16 protein-coding genes are annotated in these 15,969 nt (G+C 69.9%); 4 read left to right on the forward strand and 12 right to left on the reverse strand.

The features are described 5' to 3' along the window. Positions 1-37: 37 nt before the first annotated feature. Genes ACSFA5_RS21395 through aptA form a run of 6 tightly spaced genes read right to left on the reverse strand, consistent with a single transcriptional unit; the run spans position 38 to position 7,608 of the window. Positions 38-1,702, reverse strand: coding sequence for an ABC transporter ATP-binding protein (locus ACSFA5_RS21395; RefSeq protein WP_435446053.1), 1,665 nt, complete (start codon positions 1,700-1,702; stop codon positions 38-40). Beyond that, positions 1,699-2,514 (reverse strand): ABC transporter permease, encoded by an 816-nt coding sequence (locus ACSFA5_RS21400; RefSeq protein ID WP_435446054.1) that lies wholly within the window; start codon positions 2,512-2,514, stop codon positions 1,699-1,701. Before ACSFA5_RS21400 ends, ACSFA5_RS21395 begins: the two co-directional genes overlap by 4 nt. Then, positions 2,511-3,455 (reverse strand): ABC transporter permease, encoded by a 945-nt coding sequence (locus tag ACSFA5_RS21405; RefSeq protein WP_435446055.1) that lies wholly within the window; start codon positions 3,453-3,455, stop codon positions 2,511-2,513. Before ACSFA5_RS21405 ends, ACSFA5_RS21400 begins: the two co-directional genes overlap by 4 nt. Positions 3,456-3,473: 18 nt before the next feature. Next, positions 3,474-5,087 (reverse strand): ABC transporter substrate-binding protein, encoded by a 1,614-nt coding sequence (locus tag ACSFA5_RS21410; protein ID WP_435446056.1) that lies wholly within the window; start codon positions 5,085-5,087, stop codon positions 3,474-3,476. Positions 5,088-5,122: 35 nt separating this feature from the next. Then, positions 5,123-6,223, reverse strand: a complete 1,101-nt coding sequence (locus ACSFA5_RS21415; RefSeq protein WP_435446057.1) for a C45 family autoproteolytic acyltransferase/hydrolase — start codon at positions 6,221-6,223, stop codon at positions 5,123-5,125. Between the two features lie 20 nt (positions 6,224-6,243). Further along, the gene (aptA, locus tag ACSFA5_RS21420; RefSeq protein WP_435446058.1) at positions 6,244-7,608 is read right to left on the reverse strand and encodes an omega-aminotransferase AptA; all 1,365 of its coding nucleotides are present in this window, start codon (positions 7,606-7,608) and stop codon (positions 6,244-6,246) included. 178 nt (positions 7,609-7,786) lie between these two features. Here aptA and ACSFA5_RS21425 point away from each other — a divergent pair, with 178 nt between their 5' ends. Then, positions 7,787-8,710: a GntR family transcriptional regulator gene (locus tag ACSFA5_RS21425; RefSeq protein WP_435446059.1), complete on the forward strand. Its 924-nt coding sequence runs from the start codon at positions 7,787-7,789 to the stop codon at positions 8,708-8,710. A gap of 42 nt (positions 8,711-8,752) precedes the next feature. Here the strand turns inward: ACSFA5_RS21425 and ACSFA5_RS21430 are convergent, their stop codons facing one another. Next, positions 8,753-9,148, reverse strand: coding sequence for a hypothetical protein (locus ACSFA5_RS21430; RefSeq protein ID WP_435446060.1), 396 nt, complete (start codon positions 9,146-9,148; stop codon positions 8,753-8,755). Between the two features lie 14 nt (positions 9,149-9,162). Next, a complete protein-coding gene (locus ACSFA5_RS21435) occupies positions 9,163-9,546 on the reverse strand; it encodes a response regulator (RefSeq protein ID WP_435446061.1) in 384 nt (127 codons plus the stop codon). A gap of 231 nt (positions 9,547-9,777) precedes the next feature. Between ACSFA5_RS21435 and ACSFA5_RS21440 the strand changes: the two genes are divergently transcribed. The 3 genes from ACSFA5_RS21440 to ACSFA5_RS21450 all read left to right on the forward strand — a co-directional run bounded on the left by ACSFA5_RS21440 (position 9,778) and on the right by ACSFA5_RS21450 (position 11,874). After that, positions 9,778-10,119 carry a response regulator gene (locus tag ACSFA5_RS21440; protein ID WP_435446062.1) on the forward strand — a complete coding sequence of 114 codons (342 nt, stop codon included), beginning with the start codon at positions 9,778-9,780 and terminating at the stop codon, positions 10,117-10,119. Between the two features lie 98 nt (positions 10,120-10,217). Next, positions 10,218-10,997 (forward strand): acetoacetate decarboxylase family protein, encoded by a 780-nt coding sequence (locus ACSFA5_RS21445; RefSeq protein WP_435446063.1) that lies wholly within the window; start codon positions 10,218-10,220, stop codon positions 10,995-10,997. Positions 10,998-11,025: 28 nt separating this feature from the next. Further along, a complete protein-coding gene (locus tag ACSFA5_RS21450) occupies positions 11,026-11,874 on the forward strand; it encodes a helix-turn-helix transcriptional regulator (RefSeq protein ID WP_435446064.1) in 849 nt (282 codons plus the stop codon). On the opposite strand, the gene ACSFA5_RS21455 is transcribed toward ACSFA5_RS21450, so the two are convergent. Genes ACSFA5_RS21455 through ACSFA5_RS21470 form a run of 4 tightly spaced genes read right to left on the reverse strand, consistent with a single transcriptional unit; the run spans position 11,869 to position 15,969 of the window. Beyond that, positions 11,869-13,020, reverse strand: a complete 1,152-nt coding sequence (locus tag ACSFA5_RS21455; RefSeq protein ID WP_435446065.1) for a CaiB/BaiF CoA transferase family protein — start codon at positions 13,018-13,020, stop codon at positions 11,869-11,871. The genes ACSFA5_RS21450 and ACSFA5_RS21455 overlap by 6 nt on opposite strands. 14 nt (positions 13,021-13,034) lie before the next feature. After that, positions 13,035-13,502 (reverse strand): Zn-ribbon domain-containing OB-fold protein, encoded by a 468-nt coding sequence (locus ACSFA5_RS21460; RefSeq protein WP_435446066.1) that lies wholly within the window; start codon positions 13,500-13,502, stop codon positions 13,035-13,037. After that, positions 13,499-14,680, reverse strand: a complete 1,182-nt coding sequence (locus ACSFA5_RS21465; protein WP_435446067.1) for a thiolase C-terminal domain-containing protein — start codon at positions 14,678-14,680, stop codon at positions 13,499-13,501. The genes ACSFA5_RS21460 and ACSFA5_RS21465 overlap by 4 nt, the downstream gene beginning before the upstream one ends. Then, the gene (locus ACSFA5_RS21470) at positions 14,677-15,969 is read right to left on the reverse strand and encodes a CaiB/BaiF CoA transferase family protein (RefSeq protein WP_435446068.1); all 1,293 of its coding nucleotides are present in this window, start codon (positions 15,967-15,969) and stop codon (positions 14,677-14,679) included. Before ACSFA5_RS21470 ends, ACSFA5_RS21465 begins: the two co-directional genes overlap by 4 nt.

A 15,969-nucleotide genomic window follows, 5' to 3' on the forward strand; every position in this document is an offset into this window, starting at 1 on the left:
GCGGCCGGGTCGCGCCGGGAGCAGGGCGAAGAAGACGTCACGCGAAGGCTTTCTCGGAAACAGGGGTGTCGGCGATGTCCAGGGTGGCAAGGGTGGCCAGGGGCCGCGGCGTCGCCGCGAGCAGCGCCTGCGTATAGGCATGGCGCGGGTCGTCGAACACCGCATCGCGCGGGCCTTGCTCCACGATGCGGCCACGCTCCATCACGATCACGCGGTCGGCGATCTGCTCGACGGCCGCCAGGTCGTGGCTGATGAAGAGGCAGGCGAAGCCGTGGTGCGCCTGCAGGCTCTGGAACAGGCGCAGCACCTGCGCCTGGATGGTCATGTCCAGCGCGGACACGGGCTCGTCGGCCACCACGAAGGCGGGCCGGCGCACCAGCGCACGGGCAATGGCCACGCGCTGGCGTTGCCCGCCCGACAGCTCGTGCGGGTAGCGCGCGCCCAGGCCGTCCAGGCCCACTTCGCCCAGCGTTTCCTTCATGCGCCGCACGCGTGCCGCCGCGTCGAGCGAGGGCAGGTGGCGCAACGGCTCGGCCACGATGTCCTGCACGCGCATGCGCGGGTCGAGCGAGGAGAACGGGTCTTGAAACACCAGCTGGCAGGCGAGCCGGAAGCGGTGCAGCGCGGCGCGGTCGGCCGTGCGCACGTCTTCGCCGCGGAACAGAATCTGCCCGCTCTGCGACGGCGCCAGCCGCAAGATGGCTCGGCCCAGCGTGGTCTTGCCCGAGCCGCTGCCGCCGACCAGCGCGACCATCTCGCCGGGGTGGATGTCCAGGTCCAGCGTGTCGATCACGCGCTGCGGCGCATGGCGCTTGAACAGGCCGGCGCGCGCGCCGGGGTAGCTCACGCACAGGCCGCGCACCTGCACCAGCGGCTGCTGCTGCACGGCGGCGTGCGGTTTGGCGGCTTGCCGGCGCGGCAGCGCATCGACCAGCTTGCGGGTGTAGGCCTGCTTCGGTTCGACGAGGATGGCGGGCACGTCGCCGGCCTCCACCAGCCGGCCCTTCTCCAGCACGATGGCGCGCTGCGCATAGCGGCCCACCAGCCCGAGGTTGTGCGTGATGAGCAGCACGGCCGTGCCGTTGTCCCGCGCCAGGCCCACCATCAGGTCGAGCACTTCGCGCTGGCTCAGCGTGTCGAGCGCGGTGGTGGGCTCGTCGGCGATCAGCAGGCGCGGCTTCAGCAGCATCACGCTGGCCAGCATGATGCGCTGGCGCATGCCGCCCGAAAATTCGTGCGGGTAGGCGTGCATGCAGCGTTCGGGGTCGGCAATCTGCACGCGGTGAAGCATGTCCAGAATGCGCGCGCGAATCTCCGCGGCCGAGAGCTTCGTGTGCATGCGCAGCCCCTCGGCCATCTGCTCGCCGATGCGGTGCACCGGGTTGAGCGAGACCATCGGCTCCTGGAACACCATGCCGATGCCGGGGCCGCGAATGGGGCGCAGCGCCTTCACGTCGCGCATGCTCAGGTCTTCGCCGTCGAACACGATGCGCCCGCCGGTCTGCGCAATGCCCGGTGGCAGCAGTTGCAGGATGGCGCGCGCGGCCATGGTCTTGCCGCTGCCCGATTCGCCGACCACGGCAAGAAACTCGCCGGGCTTCACGTCGAAGGACAGGTCGTGCACCAGCGGCTGGGTGCCATGGCGCAGCTCGATCTTCAGGTGCTCGACCGACAGCACGGGTGGGTTCGGTGGAATGTTCATGCCTTCTCCGTGCGCGGGTCGAGCCGGTCGCGCAGCGATTCGCCCAACAGGTTGATGCCCAGCAGCGTGAGCGCGATGCACAGGCCCGGCACCACGCACAACCACACGGCCGAGGCCATGTAGGGTCGCGCGCTCGCCAGCATGTTGCCCCAGGTGGGCGCGGGCGGCGGCACGCCCAGGCCGAGAAAGCTCAGCGCGCTTTCCGACAGCAGCACCCAGCCGAACATGCTGGTGGCCAGCACCGCCACGGGCGCCACGCAGTTGGGCAGGATGTGGCGCCACATGGTGTAGATCTCGCTGTTGCCGATCATGCGCGAGGCCTCCACGTATTCGCGCTCGCGCAGCGACAGCACGTTGCCGCGCACCACCCGCACCACCGAGGGCGCATAGGCCATGCTCAGCGCCAGCACGATGCCCCACTTGTTGGCGCCGACGATCACCATCACGCCCAGCGCCAGCAGCAGGCCCGGAAAGGCCAGCAGCGTGTCGTTGAAGGCCATCAGCACGCGGTCGGTCCAGCCGCGCACGAAGCCCGCGACCACGCCCACCACCAGCCCGATGGCGGTGGCCAGTGTCACCGTGAGCAATGCGACCAGGCAGCTGGTGGCGGCCCCCTGCATGGCGCGGCTGGCCACGTCGCGGCCGAATTCGTCGGTGCCCAGCCAGTGCGCCATGGACGGCGGCTGCAGCTTGGAACGCAGGTCGATGCCCAGCGGGTTGTAGGGCGTCCACACGGCCGCCACCACGGCCAGGACCAGCAGCACCGCGATGAGCACGCCGCCGATGAGGGTATGGGTCTTGAGCTTCTTCACTGCACCGAGACCCGGGGGTCGAAGAGGGGGTAGCACATGTCCACGATCAGGTTGATCACCACATAGATGCAGGCGGTGAACAGCAGGCAGCCCTGCAGCACCGGGTAGTCGCGCGCGAAGATCGAATCGATCATCAGGCGGCCCAGGCCGGGCAGCGTGAACACCGTTTCCAGCACCGCGATGCCGCTGAGCAGGTGGCCCAGGATCAGGCCGATCATGGTGAGCGTGGGGTTGAAGGCGTTGGGCAGCACGTGGCGGCGCAGCACCTGCGACTCGGGCACGCCCTTGGCGCGCGCATGCGTCACGTAGTCGAGCCGCAAGATCTCGATGGTGCTGGCGCGCGACATGCGCGTGAGCACGCCGGTCTCCACCAGCAGCAGCGTGACGATCGGAAGAATCACGTAGAGCACGCCCTGCGAGAAGTTCTCCGACAGCGGCACGTAGCCCACCACCGGCAGCCAGCCCAGGTACTGGCCGAAGAACATCAGGAGCAGCAGGCCCAGCCAGAAGCTGGGCACCGACAGCATCAGCGTGGCCGCGCCGATGATGGCCAGGTCGGTCGGCTTGTCCTTGCGCCAGGCGGCGACGAGGCCGGCGGGCACGGCGATCAGCGAGGCCAGCGCCACCGCGACCAGCACGATGACGGCGCTCACCTGAAAGCGCTCCCAGATCAGCGGCAGCACCGCCAGTCCGTTGGTGGTCGACACACCCAGGTCGCCGGTGAGCGCATGGCGCAGCCACACGACGTACTGCACGGGCAGGGGCTGGTCCAGCCCCATCTGGTGGCGCATGAGCGCGAGCTGCGACGGGTCGGCGCCTTCACCGAGCATCAGCAGCACCGGGTCGCCCGGAATCAGCCTCATCATCGTGAAGACCGCGATGGAGACCAGCAGCAGCGTCGGGACCGTCATGGCGATCCGGCGCAGGAGGTAGGCGAGCATGAAGATGCGGTCTCTGGCTCAACCGGCGGCTGCCAGCCGCACGTTCCAGAAGCGCGGCTTGGCCGGCGCCCAGCCCTTGAAGCCGACCACGCTCTTGCGCATGGCGGTGGCGTCGCTGGCGTTGAACAGCACGATCATCGGCACGTCCTGCAGCATCTGCTTGTGCATTTCGTCGAACAGCACCTGGCGGCGCGCCTTGTCGCGCGACACCATCGACTCGGTCAGGCGCGTCTGCGCATACGGGCTGTCCCACACCTTGCGCGGCTGCGCGGCCTTGTCGCCGGACACCATTTCGTAGTTGAGCGAGGGGTCGATGCGCGCGGAGTAGATGAAGGCCATGCTCTGGTACTGGCCCTTGGTGTAGCGGTCGAGCTGGGTGGCCCAGTCGAGCACTTCGAGCTCGATGTTGATGCCCGCCTCCGACGCCATGGCCTGCACCAGCACGGCGGCCGAGTACAGCGCCTCGTAGCGCTTGTTGGCGAGCATGCGGATCGGCTGGCCGCGGTAGCCGGCCTCGGCGAGCAGCTTCTTCGCGGCCGCGAGGTCGCGCTTGAAGCCCCCGGCCTGCGCCGCGTCGTAGTAGGGGCTGGACGAGGGCACCACCGAGTTGTTGACGCCCGAGAGGCCTTCGGTCACGGTGCGCGCAATTTCGGGGGTGTCGAGCGACAGCGCCAGCGCGCGGCGCACGCGCACGTCCTTCAGCACCGCGTCGTTGGTCTGCAGCAGCAGCGCGACCATGGTCATGACCGGCGTGGTGTCGACCAGCACGTCGGTGCGCTTGCGCATCTCGATCACGTCCGACGGGCTGGGGCTGATGAAGGCGTCGATGCCGCCGCTGTAGAGCGCGGCCTTGGCGGCGGCCGAGTCGGGAATGACGACGAAGCGCAGGTTCTCGACTTCGGCCTTCTTGCCCCCCGTGAGCCCGTCGCGCGGCTCGGCGCGCGAGGTGTAGCCGTCGAAGCGCGTGAGCTCGACGTACTGGCCGCGCTTCCATTCCTTGAGCTTGTAGGGGCCGGTGCCCACGGGCTCCTTCCACGTGCCGTCGGGGGCGACCGAGCTGCGGTGCACGATGGCGGCGCTGCCGCAGTCGGGGCGCGCCATCATGGTGAGGAAGAGGGCGCTGGGGCGTTCGAGCTTGAAGACCACCGTCTTCGGATTCGGCGCCTCCACGGCCAGCACCTTGGTCATGCCCTTGCCGTCGAACTCCGGCAGGCAGCGCCAGCCGCTGGTGGGCTTCAGGTAGCGCTGCCAGTTCCACACCACGTCGTCGGCCACGAGCGTGGCGCCGTTCTGGAACTTCACGCCGTCGCGCAGGGTGAAGGTGTAGGTCAGGCCGTCGGCGGAGGTGTCGACCTTGCTGGCCAGCATCGGGCCCACGGAGGTGTCTTCGCGCAGCGCGACCAGCCCTTCGCCCACGTGCAGCAGCACGTTGTCGGTGTTGTCGTCGCGGTTGCCCCCGGGGTCGGTGGTGCGGATGTCGGAGTTGATCTGGATGCGCAGCGTCTGGCCGGCGCCGGCGGCCGGTTGCGCCGAGGCCGAGGCAGCGGCTGCAGCGGCGGCGCCCAGGCCCAGCGCCAGGGCCGCGGTGCGCCATGCAGAGGGTGGGCGAGAGGGGGGCACGGGTACGTTCATGGCAACACTCCTGGCGTGGGCTGGGCGGAAACGGATCAGAGGGAATATTCGGTGAAGCGATGGGCCCTGAACGGCGCCGGTGCGATGCGCATCTTTCGTGCCGCCGGGTCCATCACGATGGTCGCCACCGTGGCCGACGAGGCGCCGCCGGGCCCCGCGCTCGGGCTGCGGCACACGGCGCGCGGTGCGCCGAAGCGGTCCTGCAGCGCGTCGAGCACGTCCTGTTCCGTGAGGCCGCCGGCGCGTTGGCATTGCAGGTGCAGGGCTTCGGTCACGCGGCGGTCGCGGTACAGCGAGTCGGGCGTGGTCTCCAGGCTGCGGTCGACCACGCGGGCCAGCGCGGCCGGCGTCTTGAAGTGGTTGGCATGCACCAGGATGCCGGCCTCGGGCTGCTGCCAGAACACCTGGTCGGGGCAGGTCTCCAGGCTCACGGCTTCGCCGTCGGCGTGCGTGAGGATCATGTTGTTGGAAATGGAGCGCGCCGTGCGGCACACCACGCCCATCGCGTTGGCGTACAGCTCCGACTGCAGGATGCCGCGGCGAATGAGCGCGAGCGGCACGCCTTGCTGCTTGCCGTCGCCGTCGGCCTTGATGAAGTTGCCGGTCACGGCAATGCCCGCGCTGTTGAGGCCGGCGCGTGCCAGCGTGCCGGCTTCGGCGAAGGTCAGCATCGCCGGGCCCTTGGCCGGCTGGATGCGCAGCACCACGCCGAGCTCCAGGCTTTCGACGCGCCAGTCCCAGTTCTGCGCATGAATGAGCTTGCCGTCGCGCGAGGCCGAAGGCATCACCACCACGCCGGTGCAGCCGTCGGGCGGCTCGGTGGCTTCGAGCTGCTGGAAGGCGTAGAGCATTTCGCTGCGCGCATTGAGCGCCACGATGTCCTCGGCCGGCACGCCGGCGCCTTCGGCCACGCCCTCTATTTCGCGCAGCATGCCGGCGTCGAAAGCCTCGATCACCGGCATGAAGCGGCGCGCCAGCGCGCGGGTGCGGTCCCAGCTCAGGCCCACGCGCTCGAAGGCGGCGCGGTAGGTGCGCAGGCTCAGGTCGATGCGGTCGCCGGCGGCGCGGCCGTACTGCTGGCCGCACTGGAGTGCGTCGCCTTCGATGTCGTAGAGGGGGAAGGATTCGATGTCCATGAATGGCTCTTTCAGAGGTTTCAGGCGGCCACGTCCGTGGACTGCGCGGTTTGTGCGATGGCGGCGCGCAGGCTGTCGACGATCTGGTCGACGTGCTTGCGCTCGATGGTGAGGGGCGGCGACAGCGCGATGGTGTCGCCCACCGAGCGCACCAGCACGCCGCTGTCCAGGCAGTGCTGCGCCACGGCTTGCGCATGGGTGCCGGGGCCGGCGGCCCAGGCCTGCAACTCGACGCCGGCGAGCAGGCCCACGTTGCGCACGTCGGCCACGCCGGGCAGGCCACGCAGCGCGTGCAGGCATTCCTCGAAATAGGGCGACAGCGCGCCGGCCTGGGCGATGAGGCCGTCCTCGGTGTAGGCGTCGAGCGTGGCCATGGCGGCCGCGCAGGCCAGCGGGTGCCCCGAGTAGGTGTAGCCGTGCGAGAGCTCGACGGCGCTGACGCTGCCTTGCATGAACGCATCGTGCACCGCGCCGCGCATCAGCACCGCGCCCATGGGCACCGCGCCGTTGGTCAGGCCCTTGGCGGTGGTGATGAGGTCGGGCGTCACGCCGAAGAGGTCGGCCGCGAAGTTGGCGCCCAGGCGGCCGAAGCCGGTAATGACCTCGTCGAAGATCAGCAGCACGCCGTGCCTGTCGCAGATGTCGCGCAGGCGCTTCAGGTAGCCGCGCGGCGGCGGCAGCACGCCGGTGGAGCCGGCCACGGGCTCGACGATGACGGCGGCCACGGTCGATGCGTCGTGCAGCGTGAGCAGCGCCTCCAGCGCGTCGGCCTTGTCGATGCCGTGCGCGGGCTCGCCGCGCGAGAAGGCGTTGCGCGCCAGGTCGTGCGTGTGCGGCAGGTGGTCCACGCCGTTGAGCAGCGGCCCGAAGGTGCTGCGCTGGCGCCCGATGCCGCCCACCGAGATGCCGCCGAAGCCCACGCCGTGGTACGCCCGCTCGCGGCCGATGAGGCGGTAGCGGCCCGCGTCGCCGCGTGCGCGGTGGTAGGCCAGGGCAATCTTCAAGGCGGTGTCGACCGACTCGGAGCCCGAGTTGGTGAAGAACACATGGTCGATGCCGGCCGGCGCCATCTGCGCCAGGCGCTCGGCCAGCGCGAAGGCGCCGGGGTGGCCGATCTGGAAGTTCGAGGCGTAGTCGAGCACGTCGATCTGCGCCTTCATCGCCGCGCTGATGCGCGGGTTGCGGTGCCCGGCGTTCACGCACCACAGGCCGGCAATGGCGTCTAGCACGCGGCGGCCGTCGGCCAGGTCGTAGTGCAGGCCTTCGCTGCCGACGATCAGGCGCGGCGCTTGCTTGAACTTGCGGTTGGGGGTGAAGGGCATCCAGAACGCCTCGAGGGATGCGGGCGATGCAGTGCGCGAAGACAGGGTGTCGGCTGGGGCCACGAGGTTTTCTCCGTTGGGAAGCGACCCGGCTCTAGGGTCGTCGTGGAGCCGATCTTGAAACTCAAATTGTATTTTTGGCATGAGATGTACATGGTTTTTTGCCGTCAAAAATACAAAGACCCGGCGATGATCGGCCTGCAGCCCCTGCGATTGCGCAGACCCTTCGATGGCCTAACAGATGGACAGACCGATCTCGCCCGTTCCTCAGATCCCGCCGCTCACCCAGCGCGTGAGCCGCTACATCCTCGACCAGGCGCTGGCCGGCGGCTACGAAAACGGCCGCCACATGACCGAGGCCGACCTGGCCGGCCGGCTCGGCATTTCGCGCACGCCGGTGCGCGCCGCGCTGCGCTTTCTGCATGAACGCGCGCTGCTGGCCCACGTGCCCAACCGCGGCTACACCCTGGTCGCCGACCGCGAGACGCTGGGCCGCGCGCGGCGCGAGATGCCCGAGGACGAGGAGAAGACGCTCTACTACCGCCTGCTGCGCGACCGCCTCGCAGGCAAGCTGCCCACCCGCGTCAACGAGCTGGAACTGGCGCAGAGCTACGCCGTGCCGCGCCCCTTGCTGCGCACCGTGCTCACCACGCTGCTGCAGGACGGCGTGCTGCGCGGGCGTCACTACCAGCGCTGGGAGTTCACCGAAACGCTGGACTCGGTCGAGAGCGAGCGCGAGAGCTACCGGTTTCGCCTGACCGTCGAATGTGCCGGCCTGCGCGAGCCCGGGTTCCAGGTCGACCAGCAGCGGCTGCTGGCCTGCAGGGAACGCCAGCAGGGCCTGCTGGCGCATGCCTCGCGCTATTCGTGGATGGATTTCTTCGAGGCCAACGCGCAGTTCCACGAACTGCTGGCCAGCGCCTCGGGCAACCGCTTCTTCCTGGACGCGGTGCGCCAGCAGAACCGGCTGCGCCGCATGTCGGACCTGTCGGACTACCCGCTCGTGAACATCGACCTGCTGCACAAGTCGTGTCACGAGCACCTGGAGATCCTGGACGCGGTGGAGCGCAACGACCTGGCCACCGCGGCCGACCACATGCGGCTGCACCTGAGCCGCGCCAGCGACCTGCTCGAACGCCGCGTGCTGGGTGTGCTGGGCGACTGACGGGCCGCGCACCTCGTGGGCGAGGGCGCTCGATCGGTCCGGTCAGCCGGCGATCAGCGCCGCATCGACCCCGCGCACGCGGTGATCGACGTAGTAGCCACCGAACTCGGTGTAGCGCAGCACCAGCCGCGTGCAAGACGTGCAGCGGTACACGTCGCAGCGGTTGTACGGAAAGTGCCGCACCGAAATCGGCGCATCGGGCGAGTCGTAGCGCGTGCCGTTCGGGTGCCATTCCTCGAAGGTCGGCTCGCTCAGTTCGGGGTCGCGCAGCGTGCCGACCTGCTGCATCAGTGCGACGGGCCAGCGCTCTTCGGTGATGCTTTCCCAGGCGGTGGCGCCTCGAAGGCGGCAGGGGCAGGGCGCGGCGGTAGGGGCAGGCGCCAGTGCGAGTTGCTTCAGCCCGGTGGCGTCGAGCCTGGGCGGCGTGGACATGGTCATGCCCCGAGTCTGCTTCAACGGCGCGGCGAGATGTCCAGCTGCTTGCAGAACTCGTAGAAGGCCTCGAGCTGCAGCGACTTGTCGAACACCGCATCGACCCCCGCGGACAGCGCGCCTTCGCGCACCTCGGAGCTCGCATAGTTCATGAGCACCACCGTGCGCTGCGCCGGGGACTTGTGCTCCTTCAGGTACTGCGCCACGGTCAGCCCGTTGCCCTGGGCCAGGAAGATGTCGATGACCGCCGCATCCCACCCCTCAGGGTTTTCCTTGAGCCAGTGGATGGCGTCGTCGGAGGTCGTGGCGTTGCCGATGACATCGCATTCGCAAAAGTGTTGCAGCCCGTCGGTCAGGGTGTCGGCGATCAGGGGGTTGTCTTCAATCAGGTAGATGCGGGTCATCGTGCGGGCGAAAAAGGCGCTTCGGTCTCGTAGTCATGGCCGGCTTGTCTCGTGCCGGGCTCGCAATTGTCTCTTTCGAGGCGGGGTGCCGAGTCGGACAACGCCGCCATCTGTCGTAGATCCCTGTGCGAAGACCACCCTGGGCACGGCATGGCGACGCTTTGTCTGGAAAAATGCAAATCAATGACAACCGAACCGCTTTCATCCTCGGAAGAACAAAAAAAGCTTCGTGTGCTCCTGGTCGAGGACGACGCCGACACGCTGGCCACCACCTTGAAACTGCTGGAAGCCATGGGGCACTGGGCCACCGGCGTGAAAAGCGCGGAAGCCGCCATTGCGCGCTTCTTCGACGGTGCCTTCGACGTGGTGCTGGTCGACATCGGCCTGCCCGCGCTGTCGGGCCACGACTTCGCCGAACGATTGCTGAGCGATCACCGGGTGCCGGTGATCTTCGTGACCGGGCAATCGGAGCCGGCCACGGTCATGAAGGGCACGGTGTGGCTGCGCAAGCCCTACACGGTCGAGCAGCTGACGGCGGTGCTGGAGCGTTCGCAGGCGCTGGTCGAGCCTTGACGGGCTGAGCGGTCGGTCGGTGTGCGCATCACTGGCGTACAAGACCGGGCGGCGGGTGGGGCCGTATCGTGCGGCGGTCTTGAACTCGCAGACCTTCCATGCCGCAGTCTTTCACGCCTCCGTTCACTTCCTCCGGGCGCAGCGCGCTCGTGCAGGCGCCGCCCTGGCACTACGCCGGCTGGCTCGTCAATGTCGCCTTCGAATTCGATGCCGCCTTGGGCGGCGCGTTGCTGCCGCCCGCGTTCGGCACGGCCACGGGGCGGGGCTGCGTGCATTTCGCCGACTGGCAGGCCTGCGGCGACGACGGGCACGAAATGCTCGACCCCATCTACGCCCAGTACCGCGAGACCATCGTCGTGCTCGAAGTGGCGGCCGGGCCCGGCGAAATTCCTCGCTTTCATTGCCCGCTCATCTACGTGGACCAGGACATCTCGATGCTGCGCGGATGGCTCCAGGGCTGGCCCAAGAAGATCGGCCAGACCTGGGTCACGCGCAGCCTGCCGCTGATCCACCCCGCCGCCGCGCCCTTGTCGGCGGGCAGCCGGCTGGGCGCGAGCCTGAGCGTGAAGGAGCGGCGGCTGGTCGATGCCTCGGTGACGCTCACGGGCGAAACGGCCGAGCGCCTGGGCTTCCTGGCCGCGCCGACCGTCGGCGCTGTGGGCTGGCCCGACCTGACGCAGCCGGGCAGCGTGGCAATCCCGCGTTGCCTGCGCGCGGACATCGTCGAGCGCGTCGAGTCGGGTTGGAGCGGCGGCACCGCCACGCTGCAATTCCACGCGCACCCGGTCGAGGAACTGGCCCTGCTCGGCGACGTGCGCGCGACCACCGCCAGCGCAGGCTGGATGGGCATCACCGTGCGCGGCGCCGTCGCTGCGTGAGCGCTTGCATGGCGATAACCTTCGCGGGATGAACCCGCCGATCGCGCCCGTCGCTTCCCATGTCGTCAGCCTGCCGATGGACGATGGCGCGCAGGTCGAGGCGATGTTCGCCGCCGACCCCCAGGCGCATTTCGACCTGCACTGGCATGCGGAGTGGAGCGTGGGCGCCATCCTGGAAGGCCGCTGCGAATTCACCTGCGCGGGCGAACGGCAGGTGGCCGAAGCCGGCGACCTGGTGCTGATGGCCCCCGACATGCTGCACACGGCCGGCGTCAGCGCACAGGGCTTTCGCATGGTCATGCTGTACGTGCCGCACGAATGGGTGGCCGCACGGCTCGGCTGGCCCGATGCGCAAAGAGGCGTTCTGCGTTGCGGGGTGTGGAGGGACGAAGCCACTGCCCAGGCACTGGCCACCGCTGCGGGCACGCAAGACGGCCGCGAGGCTGGCCGCCTGCTGGCGCGGATCGTTCGCGCGCAGACCGGCCCCGGGCTGGTCGCCGTCCGGCGGCAGATCGGCGACGCCCGCGTCGAGGCGGTGTGCCAGGCCCTTGCCACGCAGGACGCCTGCCGCATCGACCCCGGTGCGCTGGCGCAGCGGCTGGGCGTGTCGCGCGAGCACTTCCATCGCCTGTTTCGCGTGGCCGTGGGCATGACGCCCGCCCACTACGCGCGGCTTGCGCGCATCGGCCGGGCCAAGGGACTGCTGCGCGAAGGCTGGGCCGCGGCCGAGGTCGCGGCGCAGTGCGGCTTTGCCGACCAGGCCCATTTCTCGCGCTGGTTCCGCCGCTGCTTCGGCGTGACCCCGGGCAACTACATGGCCGTGCGGCAGCGCACGCCGGCCGAGCAGTCTTCGGTTTGGCCGTTCCGGGGGCTATGAGGACTGTGCAGCACCCGGCGCGAGCCATCGGTCGAGTACTTCCTCCGCCGCGCGGGCTTGCGTGGGCGCGGCCCCCTGGATGGCGGACGGCGTGCGCGAGAAGCGTGGTGCCGGCGCGGGGTGCCTGACGCCGTCGAGCTCGACGAATGCGCCACGTGCAAGCTGGTGGGCGTGTTGCGGGGCTTCGCTCAATGCAAGCACCGGCGCGAAGCAGGCGTCGCTTCCCTCGAGCAGCGCGGTCCATGCGTCGCGGGTGCGCGAGCGGAATATCCGACCGAGTTCGTTGCGAAGTTCGGGCCAGCGTTCGCGGTCGTTCTGCGCGTTGCGCAACGCGGGCAGCACCTCGAGGCGTTCGCACAGCTCGGCGAAGAACTGCGGCTCGATGGGCCCGATGCACACATGCTTGCCGTCCGCGGTTTCGTAGGTGCCGTAGTAGGGCGCGCCGCCGTCCAGCACGTTGCTGCCCCGCGCTTCGGTGAACGTGCTGCGCAGGGCGCCGGTCGCGAACAGGCTCATCAGCGAATTCACGCCGTCGGTGATGGCGGCGTCGACCACCTGCCCGCGGCCGGAGCGGCGAACCTCGTGCAGGGCCGCCAGGATGCCGACGACCAGGTAGAGGCTGCCGCCGCCGTAGTCCCCGACGAGGTTGAGCGGCGGCACCGGCGCACCGCCCGCCGGGCCGATCGCGTGGAGCGCCCCGGTCAGCGCGATGTAGTTGATGTCGTGGCCGGCGGCTTGCGCGAGCGGCCCTTCCTGGCCCCACCCGGTCATGCGGCCGTAGACCAGCCGGGGGTTGCGCCGCGCCACCGCGTCGGGACCCAGGCCGAGGCGTTCCATGACCCCGGGCCGAAAGCCCTCCACCAGCACGTCCGCGTTGTCCAGCAGCCGCAGCACGTCTTCGCGCTGCGCGGGGTTCTTGAGGTCGGCGAGCACCACGGTGCGGCCGCGGCCGGTGATGTCGGTGCGGTCCGCGAACTTGCGCGCCGGCCGGTCGATGGTGACCACATCCGCGCCCATGTCCGACAGCAGCATGCAGGCGAAGGGGCCCGGTCCGAGTCCGGCGAATTCGACCACCTTCAGGCCGGCCAGCGGGCCGCGCGCGGCAGGCAGGGTGTTGTTCGGGTCGTGCGGGGTGGGTTGGTTCATGGGGGTGCTTGTGGTCATGTGCCGTCGTCCTGCACGCAGCGCCATTGCAGCAACGCAAAAGGCGGCTGCGCATCGGCGTGCTGCTCGAACACGCCCTCGACCTGCGTGCCGATGCGCACGTCCTGCATCGGGTCGCCGAGCAGGTTGCCGACCATGCGGACCTGCCCCGCATGCGGCAGCTCGACCAGCACCACGAGGTAGGCGCCGCGTGCCTTGAGCGCGCTGTGTGCCGGGTGCCACACGCGCTCCCAGCTGAAGATGCGCCCGCGCGGCGCGACGTCTTCCCAGGCGGGGTCGAAGACGTGGCACCGATGGCACAGCCACTCGGGGCCGAACTGCCAGGTGCCGCACTGCGCGCAGTGCTGCACGCGCAGCCGGCCTTCGCGCAAGCCCTGCCAGTACGGCGCGGACAGGCCGTCGGGCTCGGGCACCGGAACGGGAAGGCCCGCGGGGAGGTAGGGGGTTGTCGATGCGTCGTTCACAGCACGTTCTCCGATGCGAGCAGCAGGTTGCTCACCGGCGTGACCATCGGCCCGCCGATGACCAGCGCCACGTCGCTGCGCGCGGCCTGGCTGGTCGAGGTGCCGCGCACCTGCCGCACGGCCTCCAGCACCAGCTCGAAGCCGTGCATGTAGCACTCGGCCAGGTTGCCGCCGCTGGTGTTGAGCGGCAACCGGCCGGCGGGCGCGGTGAGGTTGTCCAGCGTCAGGAAGTCGTTCGCCTCCCCGGGCTCGAAGAAGCCGTGCTCGGCCAGCGCCATCACCACGCCGCCGGTGAAGTTTTCGTAGCTCTGCACCACCCCGACATCGGACGGCCCTATGCCGGCCATGCGGTACAGATCGGGCGCCACGGTGTCGAAGCTCGCGCTGCCGTAGGCCGGCGAATTGTGTGGAATGGCCCCGGTTCGGTAGCCGGAGCCGCTGGCCGCGCCGAGCAGGTAGGCCGGCTTCTGCGCGAAGTCCTTGGCGCGCTCGGCCGCCACCAGCACGACGGCGGCGGCGCCGTCGTTCTCCATGCAGCAGTCGTACAGATGAAAGGGCTCGGCGATCCAGCGCGAAGCGTCGTAGGTGTCGGCGTCGAGCGGCCGGCCGTGCATCACCGCGCGCGGGTTGGCCTGCGCATGGTGGTACGAGGCCAGCGCGATGGCGCGCAGCGCCTCCTGCTTCACGCCGTGTTCGTGCATGAAGCGGCGCACGCGCATGGCGAAGCGCTGCGGCGGCGAGAGCACGCCGTAGGGCATGAGGTAGGCCTTTTCTCCCGAGACGGTGTGGCTGCCGGCGACCTGCCCGAAGCGGCCGTGCTGCCCCTGCGCCAGCGCGCGGAACACGACCACGCACTCGGCCAGCCCGGCCGCGATGGCCGCCGCGCCGTTCGCGACCGCCGCGGCACAGCCGCCGCCGCCGCCGCCCCATTGCATGGTGGCCGTGCGCAACTGTCGCGTGCCGAGCGCCGCCGCGAGCCGCGAGGGGTCGCTGCGCTCGTCGCTGTACGAGGCGAAGCCGTCGATCTCGCGCGGGTCGAGGCCGGCGTCCGCGCAGGCGGCCAGGATGGCCTTCAGCGCGAGCTTGAACTCGGCGTCGGGCGACTGGCCGTGCTTGTGGTACGTGGTTTCGCCGATGCCCACGACGGCAACTCTGCCGCGCAGCGAGCGCGGCGTCATGCCGGCGCGGCGGCGGTCTCGTGCCGCACCGCGGGTGGCCCGAACGCGCCCGCGCTGGCGAGTGCCGCGAGCCGGCTCTCGTCGTAGCCCAGCGTCTGCCGCAGCACCTCCTGCGTGTGCTGCCCGACGGTGGGCGCCGCCACCGGGTCGGCGATGGGCGTGTGCGAATAGCGGATCGGCAGCGCCATGTTCGGCACCCAGCCCACGCTCGGATGCGGGATGCGCGTCACCAGCCGGCGGTCGCGCGCCTCGGGCGAGCGGATGGCCTCGCCCACGGTGCGAACCTCGCCGCAGGGCACGCCGGCCGCGCGCATGCGGCCCTGCCAATGCGACCAGGGCTGCTCGGCGAAGGCCTTGCCCAGCAGCGCGAACAGGTCGTCGCGCCGCAGCGTGCGCTCGCGCCCGGTCGCGAAGGCCGGGTCTTCGGCCACGTCGGGCCGCTCGAGCACCTGCGCCATCAACCGCTGGAAGATCTTGTTGTTGCCGCAGTTGATGTAGAACGACCGGTCGCTGGCCTCGAACACGCCCGAGGGGCAGGTGTCGGGGCTGGTGTTGCCGTGGCGTTGCGGCTCCGCGCCGCTGAACACGTGCTGCAGCGTGGCATAGCCGGTCATGAGCACCGCGTTGTCGAACAGCGCCACTTCCATCGACTGGCCCTTGCCCGTGCGCTCGCGCGCCACCAGCGCGCCCAGGATCGCGTTGCACGCCATCATGGCGGTGCTGATGTCCATCACCGGCGACAGCGCCCGCACGCCCTCGCGGTCGGCGTAGCCGTTCATCGAGACGAAGCCGCTCTCGGCCTGCGCGATCGGGTCGAAGCCGAGCCGGTCGGCAAAGGCGCCGTCGCGGCCGTACGCCGACACCGAGCAGTAGACGAGCTCGGGGTTGGTCTTGCGGCAGCTCTCGTAGTCGAGGCCGAATCGCGCCATCACGCCCGCGGAAAAGTTCTCGACCACCACGTCGGCCGTGGCGACCAGCGCGCGCGCCACCTCCAGGCCCTCGGGCGTCTTCAGGTCCAGCGCCACGCTGCGCTTGTTGCGGTTCGACCAGAGAAAGGGCGCGCCCTGCGCCAGGTCGGGGTGCACCGGCGGGTACTGGCGAAAGTCGTCGCCGCGGCCGGGCGCCTCGATCTTGACGACGTCGGCGCCCATGTCGCCCAGCATCATGGTGGCGAACGGGCCGGCGATGAAGTGGGTGAAGTCGACGACCTTGATGCCGGCCAGCGCCTGGGGCGCGCCGGCGGGACGGGGTTGGTGTTCGGGGAAATCGGTTTCGAGGTTGTCGAGCAT

Origin of the sequence: Variovorax monticola (assembly GCF_051216855.1) — a bacterium.
GTDB lineage: Bacteria > Pseudomonadota > Gammaproteobacteria > Burkholderiales > Burkholderiaceae_C > Variovorax.